The sequence below is a fragment of the Pseudomonas sp. PDM27 genome (assembly GCF_019219205.1).
Classification (GTDB): domain Bacteria; phylum Pseudomonadota; class Gammaproteobacteria; order Pseudomonadales; family Pseudomonadaceae; genus Aquipseudomonas; species Aquipseudomonas laurylsulfatiphila.
In genome coordinates this window covers 14,853-34,163 of sequence record NZ_JAHUWF010000008.1, presented here as the reverse complement: position 1 = coordinate 34,163, position 19,311 = coordinate 14,853, and the positions used below count along the sequence as shown (strand labels likewise).

Sequence of the window (19,311 nt, the reverse complement as noted above, 5' to 3'; positions counted from 1 at the left end):
CGTTTTCCTGTTATTTGTCCGGGCTGTCGATGGTCAGTGTTTGCGGCGCGGTGGTGCTGCTGGCCAAAGGCTGGCTGCGACCGATCCACTCGCCGGCGGTCGGTTTGCCGGCACGGGAAATGCGCGCAACCAGTTGGACTTCAGGGAAGTTCGACAGTTTCAATTGCGGCATCATCGCGTCGGCATCACTCAGCTCGACGGTCACCGGCAGGTCGGCCACGGTCATGCGCTTGACCGCCAGCGGGGCCGGCGGACCGGAGACCGCACGGGCGAAGATGAACACGCTGTCGCCAGGCTGAACCTTGGTTTTGAGCTCCGCAGCCAGATCGACGCTGACCTTGAGCAACGCCGCGGTCTTGGCCGCCGGTGCTTGCGCAACCTTGCCACCACTGGCCACCAGTTTCTCCGTGGCCCGGGTGATCCCGCCTTGCAGCGCCTCCCGGGACGGGTCGTCCGGCGGCAACTGCGCCAACAGGCGATTCCAGTAATCGATGGCGTCCTGATAACGCTCGCCTTCAAACGCAGCAATGCCGAGCAGGCCGAGGCTGGTGACTTCTTTCGGATCGGCCTTGAGCGCTTCGTCGGTCAGGGCCTGGACCTTGTCCGACCACTTCTTGCCATCGGCGAAGTACTGGGCCTGAGCCCATTGACCGAGCAGTTCGGGCTGACGACCGGCCAGGTTCACCGTGCGCTCGAACATCTTCGCCGCGTCCGCCGGGCGATCCTGCGCCATGTAGGTGCGACCGAGGAAGTACATGCCTTCGGCGGAATCCGGTTGAGCGGCGACCACGCGCTCCAGGCGTTGGGTCATCTCTTCCATCGACTTGGGTGCCTGGGAAAATTCGCGGGTCAGTTCGACCTTGTCGCTGGCGCCGTAATGCATGTACAGCCCCAGGCCCAGCACCGGCACCAGAACCGCCGCCAGCAATGGCAAGGGTTTGCCCAGTCGCGACACTCGCGGCGCGTCGACGCCTTCGGTGTCCGCCAGCAACTCACGGGCGGCTTCGGCGCGACCGGCGTCCATTTGCGCCGCATCGAGCACGCCCTCTTCCTGCTGAGTCTGCAACTCAGCCACGCGCTCCTGATAAAGCGCGACGTTCAAGGCGGTACGATCCTCTTCACGCTGGGCACGACGGCTGCGCAGCACCGGGATCAACAGAAAACTCAGGGCAACCAGAAGCAGCAGACCTGCAGCGAGCCAGAAATCAATCATTCTTGGTTTTATCCAACAGGTGGTCGAGGCGCGAGCGCTCCTCGGCAGACAGCGAGCCCGGGGTGCCGGCGCGTTGCACGCGACGACGACGGACGATCACCGCGATGATCACGACACCCCCCAGCAGCAGGCCGGCAGGGCCGAACCAGAGCAAGGCAGTCTTGGCGTTCAACGCAGGTTTGTAGCGGACGAAATCACCGTAGCGGTCGACCATGAAGTCGATGATCTGCTGGTTGTCCTTGCCTTCGCCGAGCATGCGGAAAATCTCTTTGCGCAGGTCGGCGGCAATCGGTGCGTTGGAATCGGCAATGTCCTGGTTCTGGCACTTGGGGCAACGCAGCTCCTTGGTCAGCTCGCGGAAACGCTCGCGGTCACCTTCCTTGGCAAACTCATAGGTGTCGATGGCCGCGTGAGCCACACCGGCCATACTCAAGCCCAGGACAGCGGCAGCAATCCAGCGCTTCATGGCTTGGCCTCGTCGACCAGCGCCTGGTACTTGCCCGCCAGTTTTTCGCGCCAGACCTGCTCGTCGATCACCCCGACGAACTTGTCCCGGATGATGCCCTTGGCGTCGATGAAGAAGGTCTCCGGCGCGCCGTACACACCGAGATTCAGGCCCAGCGAGCCTTCGTCGTCACGGATGTCCAGTACATACGGGTTGTGGAAGTCCGTCAGCCACTTCAAGGCATCAGCGTTGACGTCCTTGTAGTTGATGCCGTAGATCACCACGCCCTGCTGGGCCAGCTTGTTCAGCACCGGGTGCTCGACCCGGCAGGAAATGCACCAGGTGCCCCAGACGTTGACCAGCGCCGGCTTGCCCAGAATGTCGGCACGGGTCAGGGTCTTGTCGCCCTGCACCGCCGGCAGGGAAAACTCCGGGAACGGCTTGTTGATCATGGCCGAAGGCAACTCGGCCGGATCCAGGTACAACCCACGGTAGAGAAACACGGCAACCACCAGAAAAATCGCCAGTGGCAACAACATCAACCAACGCTTCATGCAGTGGCTCCCGACAGGCCCAGTGCTTCGCGCACGCGGCTTTTGACCTTGACCCGATAACGCCGATCCAGCGCCGCCAGCAAGCCACCTGCACCTGTCAGCAAACCACCGAACCAGATCCAGCGCACGAACGGTTTGACGTGTACGCGCACAGCCCAGGCGCCGTTACCCAGCGGTTCACCGAGGGCGACATAGAGGTCGCGGGTGAAACCGGCGTCGATGCCCGCTTCGGTCATCACCGAGTTCTGCACGGTGTACAGGCGTTTTTCCGGATGCAGCACGCTGATTTCCTTACCGTTGCGGATCACCCGGACGGTGCCCTTGTCGGACGTGAAGTTCGGGCCTTCGAAGTGCTTGGCGCCTTCGAAGATGAAGTGATATCCGGCCAGGTCCATGGACTCGCCCGGCGCCAGGCGCAGGTCGCGCTCGGCACTGTTCTGGCTCGACAGCACGACACCCAGCGCACACACGGCAATGCCGAGGTGTGCGATCTGCATGCCCCAGTAGCTGCGGGTCAGGGTGGGCAGGCCTTTGATCAGGCCTTTGTGGCGGGTCTTGTCGACAATGTCACGCGCACCGGCCAACAGCACCCAGGCGGCGAGCATGAAGGTCGCGAGCACTGCCCAGTTGAAGTCGCCGTACGCGACGCCAGCCACCACGGCCATGGCTGCACTGCCGAGCAATACCGGCGTCAGCATGCTCAGCAGCCATTTCACCGGGGTGTCTTTCCAGCGCACGATCACGCCGACCGCCATCACCACCATCAACAACGCCATCAACGGAATGAACAGCGCGTTGAAGTACGGCGGGCCGACCGACAGCTTGGCGCCGGTCATGGCATCGAGAATCAGTGGGTACAAGGTGCCGAGCAGAATCATCGAGGCGGCCACCACCAGCACCAGGTTGTTGCCCAGCAGCAGGGTTTCCCGGGACCAGAGGTTGAAGCCGACCTGGCTCTTGACCACCGGCGCGCGCAGGGCGAACAGCGTCAATGAACCGCCGACCACGAACAGCAGGAAAATCAGGATGAACACGCCGCGTTCCGGATCGGAGGCAAAGGCGTGCACCGAGGTCAACACACCGGAGCGCACGAGGAAAGTACCCAGCAGGCTCAACGAGAACGCAGCAATGGCCAGCAACACCGTCCAGCTCTTGAACACGCCACGTTTTTCCGTGACCGCCAGCGAGTGAATCAGCGCGGTACCCACCAGCCATGGCATGAAGGAGGCGTTTTCCACTGGGTCCCAGAACCACCAGCCGCCCCAGCCGAGCTCGTAGTACGCCCACCAGGAGCCGAGGGTGATGCCGATGCCGAGGAAGGCCCAGGCCACGATCGTCCACGGACGCGACCAGCGCGCCCACGCGGCATCCAGGCGACCGCCCATCAGCGCGGCGATGGCGAAGGCGAAGGCCACCGAGAAACCGACGTAGCCCATGTACAGCATCGGCGGGTGCACGATCAGGCCGATGTCTTGCAGCAAGGGGTTGAGGTCGGCACCGTCGCTGGGCATTTGCGGCAGGATGCGTTTGAACGGGTTGGAGGTCATGATCAGGAACAGCAGGAAACCGGTGCTGATCATGCCCATCACCGCTAGCACGCGGGCCAGCATGACCTGTGGCAACTGCCGGGAGAACACCGACACCGCGAAGGTCCAGCCACCGAGAATCAAGGCCCACAACAGCAGGGACCCTTCGTGGGCACCCCACACCGCGCTGAACTTGTAGTACCACGGCAAGGCGCTGTTGGAGTTGTTGGCCACATAGGCCACGGAGAAGTCATCGACCATGAAGGCGTAGGTCAGGCAACCGAAGGCAAACAGCAGAAAGCTGAACTGCCCCCAGGCGGCCGGCTGGGCCAGGCTCATCCACAGGCGGTCACCGCGCCAGGCACCGAACAGCGGCACCACGGCCTGGGCCAGGGCGAAGCACAGGGCCAGGATCATCGCCAGATGGCCAAGCTCGGGAATAAAGATGCCGGATGTCATGGATCAACCCTCCTTCGCGGGCGTTGGAGCCGATTGACCGCTGTCTTTCAACGCCTTGGTCACTTCCGGCGGCATGTACTTCTCGTCGTGCTTGGCCAGCACTTCATCGGCCACCACCACGCCATCGGCATTGAGCTTGCCCAGGGCGACGATGCCCTGCCCTTCGCGGAACAGGTCCGGAAGGATGCCGCGATAGGTGATGGTCACGGATTTGTTGAAGTCGGTGACGACGAACTTCACGTCCAGCGAGTCGCCGGAACGTTGCAAGGAACCGGCCTCGACCATGCCACCAGCGCGGATGCGCGTGTCATGGGGGGCTTCGCCGTTGGCGATCTGGGTCGGTGTGTAAAACAGGTTGATGTTCTGCTGCAGGGCGCTCAGGGCCAGGCCGACGGCAGCGCCGACCCCGACCAGGATCGCGAGAATGATGATAAGACGCTTTTTGCGCAGCGGATTCACTTGCCGTTCTCCCGGCGCAAACGACGCGCCTCTTGTTGCAGATACCGCTTGCGGGCCAGGATCGGCGCCGCCACGTTGAGGGCCAATACCGCCAGGCAGATGCCATAGGCTGACCAGACATACAGGCCATGATGACCCATGGCGATGAAGTCGCCGAATGAAGCAAAACTCATCGAGCGACCTCCAGGCTGTTTTCCACTTCGGCCTTGACCCAACTGGCCCGGGCTTCACGCTTGAGCACTTCAAGGCGCATGCGCAGCAACAGCACCGCGCCGAAGAAACAGTAGAAACCCAGCGCCGTCAGCAGCAAAGGCAGCCACATCTCGGCAGGCATTGCCGGTTTTTCGGTGAGGGTGAACGTCGCGCCCTGGTGCAGGGTGTTCCACCACTCCACCGAGTACTTGATGATCGGGATGTTGATCACGCCGACAATCGCCAGCACCGCACAGGCCTTGGCCGCGCTGTCACGATTGCTGATCGCGTTGCCCAGCGCAATGAGACCGAAGTACAGGAAAAGCAGGATAAGCATGGACGTCAGGCGTGCATCCCAGACCCACCACGAGCCCCAGGTCGGCTTGCCCCAGATCGCGCCGGTGACCAGCGCCACGGCAGTCATCCACGCACCGATGGGCGCCGCGCACTGCAGGGCGACGTCGGCCAGTTTCATCTTCCACACCAGCCCGACGATGCCGCACACCGCCAGCATCACGTAGATGGACTGCGCCAGCATGGCGGCCGGAACGTGGATATAGATGATGCGGAAGCTGTTGCCCTGCTGATAGTCAGGCGGCGCAAAGGCCAGGCCCCAGACCACGCCAACGCTGATCAGCAGCAACGCCGCGACGCTCAGCCAGGGCAGCATTTTGCCGCTGATGCCGTAAAACCATTTGGGCGAGCCGAGCTTGTGAAACCACGTCCAGTTCATACTGTTTCCATCACGGTTGCTCTTTTCTTTGAAGAGCCAGGGTCTTTACTGGTCATTTTTTAACCAGACCTCATTATTCGCCGACGCTGATCTTCAGGCCAGCAGCTATTGCAAAGGGTGTCAGGGTTATCGCCAGGGCGGTCAGGCTACCAAGCCACAGGAGATAACCGGTCGCCGGCATTCCCTGCAAGGCTGCCTGCAAGGCACCACTGCCAAGGATCAATACCGGGATGTACAACGGCAGAATCAGCAGGGCCAGCAACAGGCCACCGCGCTTCAAGCCGACCGTCAGCGCCGCACCCACTGCACCGAGCAGGCTCAGTACCGGTGTACCGAGCAGCAACGAAAGCAGCAACACCGGCAGACAGGCGGCAGGCAAACCGAGCATCAGCGCCAGCAAGGGCGCCAGCAAAACCAGTGCCAGCCCGGAAAAAGCCCAGTGTGCCAGCACTTTGGCCAAAACCAGAAGAGCCAGGGGGTGCGGCGAAAGGACCCACTGTTCAAGGGATCCGTCTTCGAAATCACTGCGGAAAAGCCCGTCCAGCGAGAGCAGGACCGATAAAAGTGCTGCCACCCAGACCAACCCCGGAGACAAGGTTTGCAACAATTGAGACTCGGGTCCGACCGCCAGCGGGAACAGCGAAACGACGATGGCAAAGAACACCAGCGGATTGGCCAGCTCCGCCGGACGGCGGAACAGCAGACGCGCCTCGCGGGCGACCAACAGGCCGAACACACTCATACGGCCCAGCTCCCCAGATCGATGTCGCGATAACCGGCCGGCATCCGGCTCAGCGTGTGGTGAGTGGTCAATACCACCATGCCGCCGCGTTCGCAGTGGCCGGCCAGGTGTTCTTCGAGTTGCGCCACGCCCTGCTTGTCGAGGGCGGTAAAGGGTTCATCGAGGATCCACAACGCAGGGCTGTCCAGGTACAGGCGTGCCAGCGCGACGCGGCGCTGTTGACCGGCAGACAGGGTGTGGCAAGGCACATCCTCGAATCCGCGCAGCCCGACCGCCGCCAGCGCCTGCCAGATCGCCTCATGGGTCGCTGGATGATGCAAGGCACACAGCCAGCTCAGATTCTCTTCCGGTGTCAGCAAATCCTTGATCCCGGCCGCGTGGCCGATCCACAGCAGGTTGCGCGCCAGTTCGCCGCGTTGCTCGTTCAGCGGCTGACCGTTGAGCAGCACCTGACCGGCGGTCGGCTGCATCAGCCCCGAGAGCAGGCGCAACAGGCTGGTCTTGCCACTGCCGTTGGGGCCACTGATTTGCATCATTTCGCCACTGGCCAGTCTCAAATCGAGATTTTCGAAGAGCAGCCGAAGGTCTCGCTCACAGGCAAGGGCAACGGTTTGCAGGACAGGACTGGTCAAGGGTTCACGGGCCTTATACGGTTCAAGTCGGCACTGGCGCGGCCGTTAAAGAGATGCAGCATAGATGCAATGACGTCTTGTTCTAGAGAGCTGCGTCAAACAATTGCAAAGTTTTCGCCATTTTTGGATACAACGGCGCGGCATTATACATGCCAAGCCCTACTCTAAAGAGTGCATTTTCCTCAGGTTGTGACCGCGTATGACAGGCGAAATGAACATCCTCCCGCTACCGCAGACCCTCCCGGCGACCTCGCGCCCGCAGGTGCTCAGCGGTGAGTTGCTCAAGTTGCTGACGCCGGTGGAGGGGCTGATCAGCGTCGGTCAAACCGCCCAGGCCGAAGTGTTGTCGCTCAAGCAGGCGGATCAGACTTTCCAGATGCTGCTCAAGGTCACCCTCGACAGCGGCCGTCAGACCACGGTCCAGACCACCGGCAATCAACCGCTGGCCCAGGGCACCACGCTGGTCGTCACCCAGCCCTCGGCCGGCAACCTGGCCGTGACGGTGCAACAGGCCATCGCCTCCAGCGTCGCCACCCTCACCCGCCTCGACACCGCACAACTGCCCGTTGGCACCCTGCTGCAAGGCAAGGTGCTGACCTCGCAAGTGCTGCCACAGGTCCCCGGTCAGCCCATGGTGTTTCGCTCGATGGTGAGCCTGCTCAACACCGCACTGAGCGGCAGCACCCTGAACATCGACAGTCCACAGCCCTTGCGCATCGGCACCTTGTTGAGCGCGCAGGTGCAAGACAGCCAGACATTGAAATTCGTGCCCCTGAGCAGCCGCCAGGAACAACTGGCGGTCACCCGGCAACTGGTCGACCAGCAAAGCCGCCAAGGCTCGCTGGACGGCTTGCTCAAACTCCTGCAGAACCTTGCGCCCTCGGACCAGACCTCCGCCGAACTGCGCAGCGCCGCTGCCCGGTTGCTCGCCGGCCTGCCGGATGTCCAGCAACTGAGCACCCCCAAGGGCCTGGCCCTGGCGCTGGCCAGCAGTGGTGCGTTCCTCGAAAGCAAACTGCTGAACGGGCTAAACCCGACACTCGCGCCGGACATGAAAGGCGACCTGCTCAAACTGGTTGCGCAGTTGAGCCAGGGCTTGCCGGCCAACACCAGCCTCGGCGCGATCATCGCCGCCAACACCTTGGCCCAGGCCATGCCGAATTTTGTTCGCAACGCCCTGGGCATGCTCGGCCAGGTCAGTGCCAAACCGTCGCCGGGCGGTTTCCCGCTGCCCGACCGCCTGCTGCAAAGTGCCGAAGGCGAAAACGACCTCGAACACCTGCTACGCCTGGCCGCCGCTGCGGTTTCACGCCTGCAAAGCCATCAGCTGTCGAGCCTGGAACAAACCGGTGTCACCGCCGATGGACGACTGATGAGCACCTGGCAAATGGAAATCCCTATGCGCAACCTGCAGGACATCGTGCCCTTGCAGGTCAAGTTCCAGCGCGAGGACGCCCCCGAGAAAGAACAGCCAAAGGAGCGTCGCGAACAAGGCGAACCCAAGCAACAGCTGTGGCGAGTCGAACTGGCCTTCGCCATGGAGCCCTTGGGGCCGCTGCAAATCCAGGCACAACTGATCAAGGGCAGCCTCTCCAGCCAGCTCTGGGCCGAACGGCCGTACACCGCCAGCCTGATCGAAAACAACCTGGCCGGGCTGCGCGACCGCCTGCTCTCCGCCGGCCTGAACGTCGGTGACCTGGACTGCCACCTCGGCACACCACCCCAAGGCCCGCAAACCCGCCTCGAACAACGCTGGGTCGACGAAACCGCATGAAAAACCCCAACGCCCCACGCCAGGCCATCGCCCTCAAATACGACGGCACCCACGCCCCCACCCTCACCGCCAAGGGCGACGAAGAGCTGGCGGAAGAAATCCTGCGAATCGCCCGCGACTGCGAAGTGCCGATCTACGAAAATGCCGAGTTGGTGAGGCTGCTGGCGCGCATGGAACTGGGGGACAGCATTCCGCAGGAGCTGTATCTGACGATTGCCGAGATTATTGCGTTTGCGTGGAGCTTGAAGGGGAAGTTTCCGGCGGGGCAGGATCCGGATGCGTTGATGGTGGAGAAGGACATCACCGAACGCGGGGATGATTATTGAAGTTTCGAGCCCGCCCTCACAGGGGGCAGAGGTGGCTCCGGATTTTGTGAACGACTCCGAACCATTGTAGGAGCGAGCCTGCTCGCGATGGACTCAAGTGCGACGCGTTTATTCAGAATGCCCGCGTTTTCGTTGACGTCCATCGCGAGCAGGCTCGCTCCTACAGGTAACCAGTTCTTGTGCAACTTGCTCATCAACTCCGCCTCGGCCTGGGTCAAGCCGCAGGATTGGGTCAGTTCGTCGATGCTTAGGTCCATGCCCGCCATCGCGAGAAGTTAGTGCCGGGACAGCATTTATTAGAGGCTCCCGACGGACTTCAGCAGCGGCAAGCCGGTGGCGGGATCAAGTCCCTTTTCGGCGCTGAGTTTCTCGATCAGTTCTGCTGATGGAATGATGGGTACAGCCGAGTCACGCTCTCGTTTCCATTGGAACGTACCGTCCCACTGAGGGAGAGTTGCAGGTGGGAGTGGAACGATGTCATCCAGATCGGGGATCTTTGCCCCGAGGTGTTCGTGTCGAGTCAGGAAATCGGTGATTCTATTGTATCTGTCAACGCGCTCGTCATCCTGATGTACAGCTAAGTGGTACAGTTTATCGGACGCTGGCGGCCCTTCGAAAGCACTCGCCAGATTTCCAGCACTGTTTGCGTCGCCGCTTCGAGTTGCAGACTGGTAACCTTCGAGCGACTCTTGGTAAGCCCCTAAGACCTTCGAGTAACTTGCGTAACTTCTTCCCGCCAAACGATTACCCTGCTCCATCGCACACTTGTACATCGCAAGCATGATTTCGGCCGTATTGGGTACATAGGACAGAAGCCTGCCTATGTAATACTGAGCATCCGGATTCCCCAAATCGGCCGCCCGTCGAAAGTACGCTCTGGACGCGGCAATATCCTGTTTGACGCCATAACCCAACTCCAGGTAATGCGCCATGTCGTAATAAGCCCCAGGGATACCTTGAGCAACATAGTATTCGGCTAGATCGATGACCTCTTTACTAGCGTTAGGAGAGCGGGCTTGTCCGGTTGACAACAGGAACTGCAGATTGGTCGCGGCCTTGTAATGATTGTGTGCAGCCGCGATACGATAATAGCGGGCGATCTCGTCGTAATCCTTCTGCCCTTTACGCTTTTCCAGGTAAAGGCCATACCGATAGAGGATGTCCGCATCCTGATTCAACGCCGGTAATGAATCGCGCTCATATGCACACTTAAACTCCAGTCTACTGTAGGCAAAGTCCACCGACACGGCACCAGGCGTCTGCTCTTCTTTTTTTGAGCAGGCCATGTTCATCAAGAAACTGAACAATACGAGTAGCAGTTTACTCGCCCCCACCAAATTGCTTATTAATTTTCCCGGCATAACTTCACTCGATGACCAATGACTTACCCATCATCACTTCACTTTCTCCGAACTGCATTCCGACGGTAATGATCAGGTATTCCCGGCGGGTTTTGGCAGCGGTAAACCAGTGGCGGGATCAAGTCCCTTTTCGGCGCTGAGTTTTTCGATCAGCTCTGCTGATGGAATGATGGGAACAGCCGAGTCACGCTCTCGCTTCCATTGGAAGGTACCGTCCCACTCGGGGAGGGTCGCAGGAGGGAACGGGACGATATCATCCAGATCGGGGATCTTTGCCCCGAGGTGTTCATGTCGACTCAGGAAAAAACCAATTTTATTGTATCGATTGACACGCTCGTCATCTTGCTGCAATGCCATATAGTAAAGTTCATCAGACGCCGGTGGTCCTTTAAATGCATTCGCAAGACTATACGCGCTAGTGACGTTACCATTTCGGATAGCTGTTTGATGACCGTGCAGAGCCTCTTGGTAAAGCCCTGAGCCTTTCGAGTAAATTGCGTATTTTCTTCCCGCTACGGCATTGTCCTGCTCCATCGCGCACTTGTACATCGCCAGCATGATATCGGCCGTATTGGGTACGTAAGATAAAAGTCTCCCTATATAGTATTGCGCGTCCGGATTCCCCAAATCAGCCGCTCGCCGAAAATAGGCCCTTGACGCCACGACATCCTGTTTGACGCCATAACCCAACTCCAGGTAATGCGCCATGTCGTAATAAGCCCCCGGGATGCCTTGAGCAACATAATATTCCGCCAGATCAATGACCTCTTTACTGGCGTCAGGAGAGCGGGCTTGTCCGGTTGACAACAGGAACTGCAGATTGGTCGCGGCCTTGTAATGATCGTGTGCAGCCGCGATACGATAATAGCGGGCGATCTCGTCGTAATACTTCTGCCCTTTACGCTTTTCCAGGTAAAGGCCATACCGATACAGGATGTCCGCATCCTGGTTCAACGCCGGTAATGAATCGCGCTCATATGCACAGTTAAACCCCAGCCTACTGTAGGCGAAGTCCACCGACACAGCATCAGGCATCTGCTCTTCTTTTTTTGAGCAGGCCATGATCATCAAGAAACTGAACATTGTCAGCAGTAGCTTACTCGCCCCCACCCGATTACTTATTAAATTTCCCTGCATAACTTCACTCGATAACTAATAACTTACCCATCATCCATTCACGTCCTCCGAACTGCCAAACAAAATGCAATGGTCAGGTATTTCCGGCGGACGTCGGCAGCGGCAAACCGGTGGCCGGATCGAGTCCCTTTTCAGCACTTAGCTTCTCGATCAGCTCTGCTGATGGAATGATGGGTACAGCCGAGTCACGCTCTCGCTTCCATTGGAACGTACCGTCCCACTGAGGGAGAGTTGCAGGTGGGAGTGGGACGATGTCATCTAGCTCGGGAATATTCGCCCCTAAATGTTCGTGACGTCGCAGAAATAAGTTAATTTTTCTATATCGTTCGACGCGTTCGGTATCTTGCTCAAGTGCCAAGTAATAAAGCTCATCGGACGCTGGGGGGCCCTCGAATGCGCTAGCCAGTCGACTGGCACTAGCGGCATCACCATACCGAACTGCTATTTGATAGCCTTGCAAGGAGTCTTTGTAATCACCTGATCCTTGCGAATAAATTGAGTATTTTCTTCCTGCCGATCGATTACCCTGCTCCATCGCACACTTGTACATCGCAAGCATGATTTCGGCCGTATTGGGTACATAGGACAGAAGCCTGCCTATGTAATACTGAGCATCCGGATTCCCCAAATCGGCCGCCCGTCGAAAGTACGCTCTGGACGCGGCAATATCCTGTTTGACGCCATAACCCAACTCCAGGTAATGCGCCATGTCGTAATAAGCCCCAGGGATACCTTGAGCAACATAGTATTCGGCTAGATCGATGACCTCTTTACTAGCGTTAGGAGAGTGGGCTTGTCCGGTTGACAATAGAAATTGCAGGTTGGTCGCGGCCTTGTAATGATCGTGCGCAGCTGCGATACGATAATAGCGGGCTATCTCGTCGTAATCCTTCTGTCCTTTACGCTTTTCCAGGTAAAGGCCATACCGGTATAGGACGTCCGCATCCTGATTCAACACAGGCAACGAATCGCGCTCATATGCGCACTTAAATTCCAGCCTATTATAGGCAAAATCTGTCTGCGACATATCGGGCATCTTTTCTTCCTTTTTTGAACAAGCGCTGATAAAAAAACAAAAAACCAAAACAACAAATATTTTTTTCATCAATTAGTCCAAATTCCTCCTGACAGGACTTTCTTGTAAAAACTCAACCAATGATGCAATCGGGGAACTCAGGGTAAATTCTGTTTTTCTTTGCAAACCGTGTACTCTTCTCTCGTCATTTTTTTCAAGAATGTAGTTCCATATCTCGGATATCTCAGCCATATCATTCCCCTTCACCCTCCCCCCCGTATGCACCCCAAACAAATGCTCCCTCAACGGCCGAGTCACCGCAGGATCCTCAATACAAATATTCAACTCACTGTCCACCTGCATGCTGCGCGTATTAATGTTCGCGGAACCCAACGTGGTGAACACGTCATCGACAATCATCAACTTGCTGTGCACATACACATCCATCCAGTTTTCTGGCGGGGAATCAGGTGCCACCAGGGTACAAATGTGCACTTTCAGGCCGGGGATTTCCGTGGGTGAGATGACGGACTGGTTCTTCTGGGGAAATTCATTTTCAAGCTGCGCCACTCTGGCGCGTGCGCGCTCCAGCTTTTCTTTCAAGGTTTCGTAGTACCGGGCCGCCGCCGGGTCATGATCGGTATCGCGTTGATCCTTGAAGATGCGTGCATTGATGGAAGCCAGGCGCTCGGCCAGCCTGGCTTGCGCAAGTTCGGCCAGCAAACCGTCACGCCGCTCGTCCTTGGCGACACCCGGCATCAGCTCCGGACGGCCCAACTGCTTCAACATGCGGAACGTATTGACGGAGCCATCGCCCATCGCCTCGCTGGAGGAATTGGTCACGACGAACAGATACACCGGCCCGTCTTTTTCAAGATCGCGGCCCCCATTGAGCAGGTTTTGCACGACGCTCTTGATCTTGTCCGCCAGCGGCGGCCAGCGAAAGTACTGGTTCTCGATGTAGATGAATCGGGTCGTGTTGTTGACGGCCTTCAGGTAGACCTTTTCGATGTCGCGGATGTCTTCCTGGCTTTGGGTCCTGAGTATCTGCGCCATGACGGGAGGGCCAAAGCCTGGGCGCACGCGCAGTTGTCCGGCGATGTGCTGGCGAGGGCCCAGCAGGTCGATGCGGGTTTCTTTTTTCCAGGCGGTGCAGAAGTTGTCGTTCAAAAATTCAAGCACCGGCCCGGTCACTCGGCTGGAAATGTCCTGCCGGGGTGTTTCGCCGTTGCGCCCGAACTGCGCCTGGTGTCGAGCATATCTGTGATGATCATCGTCCCAATAGGCATCCAGTGTGTTGTGCCCCATCACGAACCCGACGGCGACCTCTGGTTGCTCGTAGTCCACCAGCACCATTTTCTGGTGGTGGCTCGGCTCGGCAACCATCGCCACCGAACTCATGATTTTGTTGATCGTGTCACGATCCTTGTCGAGTGCCTTCCAGTTCAGCCGCCAGGCAATTTCTGCGCGATCCAGCAAGCCGAAGTCGCGTGTGACGAATTCGATGTTCTTGATGCCCAGAGAGGGATCGTTACCCCATCGCATCAGGCGAAAGAAACGCTGGCCCAGCTCGATGGGGCCGGTTTCGGCGCCCGTGTAGGCCAGCCGGACCTGGCGATACCACAACTTGTCATATTCGATTTGTGCATCGTTGCGGTTCTGCTTGAATCTGCCAGACCAATTGGAGACGTTGTCGCCGGGTGTCGGGTTCTCCGAAGTCTGGGCGACACGCAGCGTGTCGTACCAGCACAGGATTCGGACCTGAACCCCTTCATGGGCTTTCTTGATCAGCAGATCGCCAATGCACAGCGAACGGGTATCGCCCCGCTTGAAGTACATCGAAGGCTGAAAACCCCAACAGATGATTTCCACGCTGTTTTTGGCGGTCATGATGGCGTCATAAACCGCGCCAAAGGCGCGCTCGCCGTTCACCAGCGGCTCGAAGGTGGCGGGCACCGGGTCGTATTCGGTGCACTGCACGAACCATGGCAGGTTGAGCTGGCAGGAGGTGGTCTTGCTCGTGGCGATCGGGACTGTGATCGTGGGCAGGGTCATCTTCAAGCCTCCGCTTCTGGAGTATTCAGTTGGGTGTAGGCCATGCGGAACCGGCTACGGCTGTCCCGCGGCGTATCGTCAGGTTGAGGCCGGCGCTCATGGCGGTGGAAACCCTGGTTGGCCCGTTCGGCATTGCCCGGCTCTCCCAGGTAGTCGCCGCCCACCGGCACCTCGTAGCTGACGCCGTTGGCCAGTTCGATGTGATAACGGGAGGTGGTGACGTGGTGGTCGACAGCGATCCGGCCACTGGCGTCCATCACACCGCTTGCAGCCCGAACCCCATCGGCAAAGAGTGTGTAGGGCATGCCCGCCCACGACTGAAACCCGGCTGCACTGCTTTTCCCGACCGCCAACATCAGTGACTGCCTGGCCGAGCCTGCCGGCCAGGCCGGGTTATCGCGGTTAAGTTGTGCCGGGCCCCTGAAGGACCTTTTCAAGCCCCTTACATCAACGGTGCCGGGCGCATGGATGTCGATGTTGCCGTCCTTGATGCGGATGTAGGCGCCACCGCTGGTCAGCAGGATTTCATCCTGAGCGGCAATCTCGACGGAGCGCGCGGTCGAAGTGATACGCACACTGTCCCGGGCGGTGAGCTCGATGGCATCGCTCTGTGCCTGTATTTCTATCTTGCCTTTGGCCGCAAACAGCCTGGCGCCCGCGGCCTTGGCGAACAGGCTGATGCCTTGAGCAACACTGGCCAGCAATGACGAGCCGCCGGCAAGGTTGATGTCCTCTCCGCTCGACAAGGTCAACTGCTTGCCACTATGGACGTGGGTATTTTGCGGCGTCGCGGTGACGATGTCGGCGGGCGCTGACGCGATCAACAACGGCTTGTGAAAGCCGGCCGTACGGCCACGGCCACCCGTACTGATCGCCCCATCGGTATCGCCGCCATTGCGTGGTTGTCGTTGAGTACTGGTGAGAGGTTTGCCCTCGCTGCCATAGTCCAGCCGAGTGTCGATATCAAGCTGATCGAGGCTGTCGACACTGCCCTGCATCGGCAGGGCGTTGTGCTGCTGAGCGGCCTCGGACAATGCCTTGACCCGCGCTTGTGCGTTTGTCAGTTGCGTCCGGGCTTCCTGGACATCGACCTGGCCACCTTGCGCCTTGGTGCGTGGCCAGGTGCTGAGATACAAACCCTGCTGCGCGCGCAGGGCACCGTAGGCATCGGTGCGCAACTCAAAGCCCGTGCCCCGCAGGGCGCCACGCTGATTACCCTGCTGGTCGATCAGATAACCGAGGTTCAACTGGCTGTGGCCATGGCTGCTATGGATCTGGGTCCGTACCTGGCCGGTGGAGTCGTCCATCACCCATTGGTTGTAGCCGAGCCCCTTGATCTCCTGGCTCTTGTAACCACTCATCAACCCGCTCGAGTGCCAGGCGGGCTTGTGTCCGCCATAGACCTGCCCCATCACCAATGGGCGGTCGATGTCGTTGTCGAGGAACGTCACCACGACCTCTTCCCCAGAGCGTGGCACGTTCACGCTGCCCCAGCCCTCGCCACTGCTGGCCTGCATCATGCGCAGCCAGCATGAGCCCAGTTCGCCATCCTTGAGCAGTCGGTCCCAATGAAAGCGTACGCAGATACGGTTGAGATTGTCGGTAAAGACCTCACGACCGCTCGGGGCCACAACGACGGCGGTTTGCGGGCCGGGGTTGGCCGGTTTGGCATGGGTGAAAGGGCTGCGATAAGCAATGTCCAACCGCTGGGTTTCAAAGCGATTCTGGTAAAAGCCTTCGTTAGCCACCTCGAGCATCGACTGACGCTGCTCGGACTCGAAAAGCGCTTTCAGGCTACCGGGCGGGCTGACTCGCTGCGTGCCGACCGGCAGGTTGCTCTGGGCAAAGAACTCGACCGCAATGATCAGGAACTGGCGTTCCTTGGGCGACTTGAATTCATACAATGGATGTTGGGTCAGCTCGAAACCATGACCGGGTTGCATCTGTCGCACGCCACCTTGTCCATGGATGCGTCTTGCAGCCGACTCGTCCTGCTCGATCTGCACACGGCTCAGCCAGTCGCCACGGTCCGGGTTTTGCCAGGCATATTGCCCACGGTATTGATAACGTTCGAGATCGGGCGGCGCCGAAGATGCAGGCAGCGCCGGAGTTCGCGTGATTTGTGATCGGGCATGACAGAGGTAGTCGCTGCTGCTCGATTGCACCACGCCATTGAGCAATCGGGCACCCGGACTCCATTGAGTAATGCTGTCTTGCCGGTCAGCGGCCTGTTGCGTATGAAAACGCAAGGCCGATGGGTTCAAGGTCGGTAAAAGCATGGCGCTGTCAGTGAACACGATGCAGTGGCTATCGTGCGCATGCTCCACGTACCAGAACAAACCTTCCTGTTCGCACCAGCGCTGCACGAAATGGGCATCGGTCTCGTTGAACTGGGTGACGTAGGACAGCAGCGGATATTCCCGTGACAGTTCGAAACGGTACGCGCCACGCGCCTGGCTATAGTGCTGGAATACCTGGGCGAGGAGGTCGGGAAGGCTCACCTCCTGCCAGATCCGGCAATCCACACGGTACTCCAGCAGGCTGAACCAGGGAGCGAAGACCAGTTGCCAGTCGTCCAGACCGCCGTCACTTCCCAGGTAACGCACGCTTTCCACCCAGCCATGCCTGGGGCTCAAGTTACCGTCGTCCAGCTTGATGCTCAGTTGCACCGCCTGACCAATGAGCTGTTCCGGGTCGAACACCGTGGCCTGGTTGATCACGTCAACCGTGTAGCGAGGCACCCGGCCCAGTTGCTCCCGGGCATGGGCGCGCAACGCGAACAGCTCCTGCCCTAGGGGTGTCGTCAGTTGCAACAGGCGTCCAGCCTGGCTCAACGGCTGGACAAACGTGGCCAATGCGGCGTCTGTGATTGAATTCACCGTTCAAACTCCCTGTATTTCAAGTCCATGAGGCTTCAGCCGATCAGCCAGCCCCGAGTCTGGTCGGATAACGTGCGATCCAGTATCCACACGGCGCAGCCAGGTTCAGCGCTTGCGGTCAGCCAGGCGAGGGCGATTTGCACCCATTGCCCGGTCGAAGGTCCGAACCGGGCGCCAATTGTGTTGAGGCGAACCTGGTGCTCGAGGTCCAGGCCTGGCAAGAAACGCCGGGCGTATTCGTTGAGCTGAGTGAGGCGGTTGTCACCGAGTGCGCCCTCCCCGATCAGCACGCTGACTCGCGCCGGATCGATGGCCGTGCGCTCGCACAGCTTTGCCATCAAGAGTTCGAGGGTTTGCGTGTCGGTACGCGCCTGTGCAGTGCGTGCCGGATGATCCAGCTGGATTGGCGCAAAAAGTTTCAAAGCACTGTCGGTCTGCGGGTCCGCAAACTTCGGCCGGCGACGCAGTAACACCGCGCTGACTGCTTCGCCGGCTATCTCATCAGGTATGCAATACGGCGCCTGCTCCTTGCAGCCCCACGTGTCCAGACTCAGGCACAACAGATCCTGCGGCCCGGCACTGTGACCTAGGACCTCGGGCAACCACTGCGCAGGGGCTTGGGTCTGCAGGTCAAAACCACGCAGTGGCATCAGCTCCCGAGGCCACAGGCTCACGGCTCGATCAATCCAGTCCATCGCTCCCACAGCGTCTGGGGCGAACAACACAACCTGGGTGTTCGACCAGTCGATTGAATCGCGCATTGTCGACGCCCATTTTTTCAGGGCGCCCTGCAGGATTTCACTGGAACGCCCCAGCGCCTCGACTGCCGGACGCGCTGCGGCGGGAGTGGCAAGACGGCGAATGGGCCGTCGCAGTCCGCGCGCATCAAGCAGGCGTGGGTCGTGAGAGAAGTCGGTACGCATCCCTGCCAGTTCGCTCACCGGCAACGGTGCGTCATAAGCGCCGCAAGGTAGCCAGACCCAGGCCCGCGCAATACTGACGCAGCTGGAGGCGAAATCCCCTGCGGGAAATACGGCGTCCGCCAGACGTTGAGCCTCCTGCGCCGCCAACCGTCGTTCGGAGATACGGTCGTAGATACTTCTTCGATATTCCATCTCTGTTCCTTAGAGAAGGCCTGTGTCCTCTTGCGTAGCTATCAACCTTGCACCGCAGGCAGTCAGGTCACCGTCACGAGCAACCGCCCTGTCATCGACCAGCAGTGTTTCATCACCACTTTCGATCATGCATTCCCCGTGAGGGCACAAGACTCGATCTCCGACTCTCGCCACCGCGAAACCGTTGATATCCATCCAGGGCGATCCCTGACAAACACGCCCTCCATCAGAGGTCGGGTCGTCGATTACGATGATGGGGCGCAAAGTGACGTCCGTGATTGAACAGGGAAGACTCGGCTCGCAGTCTGAAACCGAGGGCAAATACAAGAGGAGCACGGTACTGACGGAGGTCGACTGCCACAAGTCAGCGCTTTCCTCAAACCAAGTAGTCCGAGTCCCACGACCATGTAGGACGCGTCCCAGGTGCGATCCTGCCCGACATCACGAAGCGCCTGAACGTGAAAACGGATGTGTTGAGATTGCGGGCGGGGATGGCGCTGGGGGGGGCAATGTTTCGCAGGAGCGTTATCCAACGATTTGCCGGGACATTGCGTTTGCGTGAAATCTGAAGGGGAAGTTTCCGGCGGGACAGGACCCGGATGCCCGATGGTGGAGAAGGACATCACCGAACGCGGGGATGACTACTGAGCTTTTGAGGCCGCCTTCGCGAGCAAGCCCGCTCCCACATTCGGTC

Annotated in this window: 18 protein-coding genes and 1 pseudogene; 2 read left to right on the top strand and 17 right to left on the bottom strand. The window is 59.4% G+C overall.

Annotated elements, in window-relative coordinates:
* Positions 1–10: 10 nt before the first annotated feature.
* From ccmI to ccmA, 9 genes are all read right to left on the bottom strand, one after another.
* Positions 11–1,213 carry a c-type cytochrome biogenesis protein CcmI gene (gene ccmI / locus KW838_RS17245; RefSeq protein WP_218475329.1) on the bottom strand — a complete coding sequence of 401 codons (1,203 nt, stop codon included), beginning with the start codon at positions 1,211–1,213 and terminating at the stop codon, positions 11–13.
* Entirely contained in the window at positions 1,206–1,679 is a 474-nt protein-coding gene (locus tag KW838_RS17240; protein WP_102702641.1) for a cytochrome c-type biogenesis protein, read from the bottom strand. The genes ccmI and KW838_RS17240 overlap by 8 nt, the downstream gene beginning before the upstream one ends.
* On the bottom strand, positions 1,676–2,212 hold the full coding sequence (locus KW838_RS17235) for a DsbE family thiol:disulfide interchange protein (protein WP_218501934.1): 537 nt from the start codon (positions 2,210–2,212) through the stop codon (positions 1,676–1,678). The genes KW838_RS17240 and KW838_RS17235 overlap by 4 nt, the downstream gene beginning before the upstream one ends.
* Positions 2,209–4,197, bottom strand: a complete 1,989-nt coding sequence (locus KW838_RS17230) for a heme lyase CcmF/NrfE family subunit (protein ID WP_218501933.1) — start codon at positions 4,195–4,197, stop codon at positions 2,209–2,211. The genes KW838_RS17235 and KW838_RS17230 overlap by 4 nt, the downstream gene beginning before the upstream one ends.
* Positions 4,198–4,200: 3 nt before the next feature.
* Positions 4,201–4,656 (bottom strand): cytochrome c maturation protein CcmE, encoded by a 456-nt coding sequence (ccmE, locus tag KW838_RS17225; RefSeq protein WP_007980760.1) that lies wholly within the window; start codon positions 4,654–4,656, stop codon positions 4,201–4,203.
* The gene (gene ccmD / locus KW838_RS17220) at positions 4,653–4,829 is read right to left on the bottom strand and encodes a heme exporter protein CcmD (protein ID WP_007980758.1); all 177 of its coding nucleotides are present in this window, start codon (positions 4,827–4,829) and stop codon (positions 4,653–4,655) included. Before ccmD ends, ccmE begins: the two co-directional genes overlap by 4 nt.
* Entirely contained in the window at positions 4,826–5,581 is a 756-nt protein-coding gene (locus tag KW838_RS17215) for a heme ABC transporter permease (protein WP_007980756.1), read from the bottom strand. The genes ccmD and KW838_RS17215 overlap by 4 nt, the downstream gene beginning before the upstream one ends.
* Positions 5,582–5,654: 73 nt before the next feature.
* Positions 5,655–6,323: a heme exporter protein CcmB gene (gene ccmB / locus KW838_RS17210; RefSeq protein ID WP_007980754.1), complete on the bottom strand. Its 669-nt coding sequence runs from the start codon at positions 6,321–6,323 to the stop codon at positions 5,655–5,657.
* Positions 6,320–6,955 (bottom strand): cytochrome c biogenesis heme-transporting ATPase CcmA, encoded by a 636-nt coding sequence (gene ccmA, locus KW838_RS17205; protein ID WP_102702636.1) that lies wholly within the window; start codon positions 6,953–6,955, stop codon positions 6,320–6,322. The genes ccmB and ccmA overlap by 4 nt, the downstream gene beginning before the upstream one ends.
* Positions 6,956–7,154: 199 nt before the next feature.
* Here ccmA and KW838_RS17200 point away from each other — a divergent pair, with 199 nt between their 5' ends.
* On the top strand, positions 7,155–8,729 hold the full coding sequence (locus tag KW838_RS17200) for a flagellar hook-length control protein FliK (RefSeq protein WP_218501932.1): 1,575 nt from the start codon (positions 7,155–7,157) through the stop codon (positions 8,727–8,729).
* Positions 8,726–9,055, top strand: a complete 330-nt coding sequence (locus tag KW838_RS17195) for an EscU/YscU/HrcU family type III secretion system export apparatus switch protein (RefSeq protein WP_218501931.1) — start codon at positions 8,726–8,728, stop codon at positions 9,053–9,055. The genes KW838_RS17200 and KW838_RS17195 overlap by 4 nt, the downstream gene beginning before the upstream one ends.
* 173 nt (positions 9,056–9,228) lie before the next feature.
* Here KW838_RS17195 and KW838_RS29545 read toward each other — a convergent pair.
* The 8 genes and pseudogenes from KW838_RS29545 to KW838_RS17155 all read right to left on the bottom strand — a co-directional run.
* Positions 9,229–9,321 (bottom strand): annotated as a pseudogene (locus tag KW838_RS29545) (DUF2802 domain-containing protein); the annotation flags it as partial.
* A gap of 30 nt (positions 9,322–9,351) precedes the next feature.
* Positions 9,352–10,416 carry a DUF6396 domain-containing protein gene (locus tag KW838_RS17185; protein WP_218501925.1) on the bottom strand — a complete coding sequence of 355 codons (1,065 nt, stop codon included), beginning with the start codon at positions 10,414–10,416 and terminating at the stop codon, positions 9,352–9,354.
* Between the two features lie 72 nt (positions 10,417–10,488).
* Entirely contained in the window at positions 10,489–11,553 is a 1,065-nt protein-coding gene (locus tag KW838_RS17180; RefSeq protein WP_218501923.1) for a sel1 repeat family protein, read from the bottom strand.
* 73 nt (positions 11,554–11,626) lie between these two features.
* Entirely contained in the window at positions 11,627–12,658 is a 1,032-nt protein-coding gene (locus KW838_RS17175) for a DUF6396 domain-containing protein (protein WP_256358885.1), read from the bottom strand.
* Between the two features lie 3 nt (positions 12,659–12,661).
* Positions 12,662–14,623, bottom strand: a complete 1,962-nt coding sequence (locus tag KW838_RS17170; protein WP_218501921.1) for a phosphatidylserine/phosphatidylglycerophosphate/cardiolipin synthase family protein — start codon at positions 14,621–14,623, stop codon at positions 12,662–12,664.
* 2 nt (positions 14,624–14,625) lie between these two features.
* Complete coding sequence (locus KW838_RS17165) at positions 14,626–17,502, bottom strand: type VI secretion system Vgr family protein (RefSeq protein ID WP_218501919.1); 2,877 nt, start codon at positions 17,500–17,502, stop codon at positions 14,626–14,628.
* Between the two features lie 35 nt (positions 17,503–17,537).
* Positions 17,538–18,617: a hypothetical protein gene (locus KW838_RS17160; RefSeq protein WP_218501917.1), complete on the bottom strand. Its 1,080-nt coding sequence runs from the start codon at positions 18,615–18,617 to the stop codon at positions 17,538–17,540.
* Between the two features lie 9 nt (positions 18,618–18,626).
* On the bottom strand, positions 18,627–18,953 hold the full coding sequence (locus KW838_RS17155) for a PAAR domain-containing protein (protein WP_371317858.1): 327 nt from the start codon (positions 18,951–18,953) through the stop codon (positions 18,627–18,629).
* Positions 18,954–19,311: the final 358 nt, after the last annotated feature.

Coding starts and splice junctions, on each gene's coding strand:
- ccmI (WP_218475329.1), bottom strand. CDS start 1,213: ATGATTGATTTCTGGCTCGCTGCAGGTCTGCTGCTTCTGGTTGCCCTG.
- KW838_RS17180 (WP_218501923.1), bottom strand. CDS start 11,553: ATGCAGGGAAATTTAATAAGTAATCGGGTGGGGGCGAGTAAGCTACTG.
- ccmD (WP_007980758.1), bottom strand. CDS start 4,829: ATGAGTTTTGCTTCATTCGGCGACTTCATCGCCATGGGTCATCATGGC.
- KW838_RS17240 (WP_102702641.1), bottom strand. CDS start 1,679: ATGAAGCGCTGGATTGCTGCCGCTGTCCTGGGCTTGAGTATGGCCGGT.
- KW838_RS17235 (WP_218501934.1), bottom strand. CDS start 2,212: ATGAAGCGTTGGTTGATGTTGTTGCCACTGGCGATTTTTCTGGTGGTT.
- KW838_RS17170 (WP_218501921.1), bottom strand. CDS start 14,623: ATGACCCTGCCCACGATCACAGTCCCGATCGCCACGAGCAAGACCACC.
- KW838_RS17185 (WP_218501925.1), bottom strand. CDS start 10,416: ATGCCGGGAAAATTAATAAGCAATTTGGTGGGGGCGAGTAAACTGCTA.
- KW838_RS17160 (WP_218501917.1), bottom strand. CDS start 18,617: ATGGAATATCGAAGAAGTATCTACGACCGTATCTCCGAACGACGGTTG.
- KW838_RS17200 (WP_218501932.1), top strand. CDS start 7,155: ATGACAGGCGAAATGAACATCCTCCCGCTACCGCAGACCCTCCCGGCG.
- KW838_RS17195 (WP_218501931.1), top strand. CDS start 8,726: ATGAAAAACCCCAACGCCCCACGCCAGGCCATCGCCCTCAAATACGAC.
- ccmB (WP_007980754.1), bottom strand. CDS start 6,323: ATGAGTGTGTTCGGCCTGTTGGTCGCCCGCGAGGCGCGTCTGCTGTTC.
- KW838_RS17215 (WP_007980756.1), bottom strand. CDS start 5,581: ATGAACTGGACGTGGTTTCACAAGCTCGGCTCGCCCAAATGGTTTTAC.
- KW838_RS17175 (WP_256358885.1), bottom strand. CDS start 12,658: ATGAAAAAAATATTTGTTGTTTTGGTTTTTTGTTTTTTTATCAGCGCT.
- KW838_RS17230 (WP_218501933.1), bottom strand. CDS start 4,197: ATGACATCCGGCATCTTTATTCCCGAGCTTGGCCATCTGGCGATGATC.